The organism is Burkholderia sp. Se-20378, assembly GCF_017104665.1.
GTDB lineage: Bacteria > Pseudomonadota > Gammaproteobacteria > Burkholderiales > Burkholderiaceae > Burkholderia > Burkholderia lata.
In genome coordinates this window covers 1-2,170 of sequence record NZ_JAAGPG010000927.1, presented here as the reverse complement: position 1 = coordinate 2,170, position 2,170 = coordinate 1, and the positions used below count along the sequence as shown (strand labels likewise).

Annotated in this window: 2 protein-coding genes; both read right to left on the bottom strand. The window is 67.6% G+C overall.

Going from position 1 to position 2,170, the window contains the following annotated elements:
* The coding region (locus G3N93_RS39030; RefSeq protein WP_206135428.1) for an aldehyde dehydrogenase family protein at positions 1-359 on the bottom strand (359 nt) is incomplete at its 3' end.
* 75 nt (positions 360-434) lie between these two features.
* On the bottom strand, positions 435-2,060 hold the full coding sequence (locus G3N93_RS39025; protein ID WP_206135427.1) for an APC family permease: 1,626 nt from the start codon (positions 2,058-2,060) through the stop codon (positions 435-437).
* Positions 2,061-2,170 lie beyond the last annotated feature (110 nt).

Here is a 2,170-nt window from a genome sequence, read left to right as displayed (position 1 = left end):
CCGTCGCGCACGAGCGATGCGAACAGCGCGAGCTGGCCGACCGTGCGGCCGCGTTCGCCTTCGATGCGCGCGCGCGGCAGGCCCGTTTCGATGACGCAGCGCTCGATCAGGTCGTCGCCGAGCGCCATGATGTGGCGGCCGATCGCGTCGAGAAACGCGGCGCGGGCTTCGAGCGACGTTTCGCGATACGTGTCGAAGGCGTCGTCGGCGAGCGCGCAGGCCGTCTCCAGGTCGTGCAGGCTCGCGCCGCCGAAGGCGGGTTCGAGCCGTTCGCCGGTTGCGGCGGCGATCGCGTGGAGGGTGCCGTTCTGTCCGGCGACGGCGGACTGGCCGATCAGGAGCTGACCTGTGAGTTGCATGGTTTTCCTCGGAAAAAACAGGGGCCGGGCGTGGGGCGCCCGGCCGAAGGGATCATGGGAAAAGGAACGGGTACGTCAGTCTTCGTCGTCGTCGAGTTGCAACTTGTCGGCGCGCACGCCGGTGTTCGCGCCCCAGTAGTAGATGACGAGCGCGACGGCCGCGACGACGACCGTGTCGTACGGATGCGCAAGCCGGCCCGTGCCGCCGAAGCCGCCGAGATACGACAGCACGATCATCGCGGCGTAGAACGCGATCAGCCACTCGGACGAACGCACTTGCTCGGCGAGGCTCAGGTGCGCGGTCGGCACCCAGCGGCGGCACGCGAGATAGATCACGAACATCACGATCTGCAGGCCGAGCAGCCAGGACACCGTGCTCCAGCCCGACCAGTAGACGATCAGCGCGGCGATCACGAACGACGCGGGGCCGGTGATGCCGAACGCAACTGCACGGAACGGTCGCGGCAGGTCGGGCGCGGTGCGGCGGAGTGCGGCGACCGACACCGGCGCGACCGCATAGCTGAGTACCAGCGCGGCCGACACGATGTTGATCAGCGCTTCCCACGACGGGAACGGCAGCGTCCAGAAGATCGCGAGGCCGAACGTGAGCCACAGGCCCGCGCGCGGGATGCCCGACGCTTCGTCGACGCGCGTGAACACCTTGAAGAAGGTGCCCGTCTTCGCCCAGCCGTAGACGACGCGCGGCGTCGCGTTCATGTAGATGTTGCCGCAGCCGCTCGGCGAGATCATCGCGTCGGCGACGACCATCACCGCGAGCCAGCCGACGCCGAGCGCCAGCGCGATGTCGCGGTACGGCAGCGAGAACGCCTTGCTCACGTCATGCCAGCCGGCGGCGAGCATCGCGGTGGGGATGCTGCCGATGAACGCGAGCTGCAGCAGCACGTAGATCAGCGTGGACAGCAGGATCGACAGGATCAGCGCGATCGGGATCGTGCGCTGCGGATTGCGCACCTCGCTCGCAACCGACACGATCGGCGTGAGCCCGAGGTACGCGAAGATGATGCCGCCGGCGGACACGGCCATCTCGATGCCCGGCATGCCGAACGGCGCGAAGCCGTGCACGGTCAGGTTCGCGGGCTTGAAGAACGTGAACAGCACCGCGATCACCGACAGCGGCACGATGAACTTGAAGATGCTGATGATGTTGTTCGCCTTCGCGAACGTCTTCACGCTCGAATAATTCAGATAAAAGAAGAAGCACAGCAGCGCGGCCTGCACGAGCCAGCCGAGTGTGGTCGGATCGCTCGATCCTTCGACGGTCAGGCCCGGAAACCATGCAGCCGCGTACTGGCGCGCGGCGACGACTTCGATCGCGATCAGGCTCGAAAAGGCGATCAGCGTGATGAAGCCCATCAGGTAGCCGAGCAGCGGGCCGTGCGAGAACACCGGGTAGCGGACCACGCCGCCCGCGCGCGGCAGCGCGGCGCCGAGTTCGCAGTAGACGATGCCGAGCAGCAGCACCGCGAAGCCGCCGAGCAGCCACGAGAAGATGCCGGCCGGGCCCGCGATCGTCGACACGTGACTCGCGGCGAACAGCCACCCCGAACCGAAAATGGCGCCGAGACCGATGAACGTGAGATCGGTCAGCGACAGCTGTTTCTTAAACTTGCCGTGACCCGCGTCGGGGTGCGCGGAACGGGAAAGCGGGACAGACGGGTGAGCGTTGCCTTGGCCTGGCATGGGCGTGTCTCCTAGGGGAATATCGGCACAGGCTTGAGGGGCGCCGCGCTCCGACGGAGCAGCGGCGCCAGCCTGCCGGCCGGCGGCGCCCGGTTCGAACGACCGGGGCG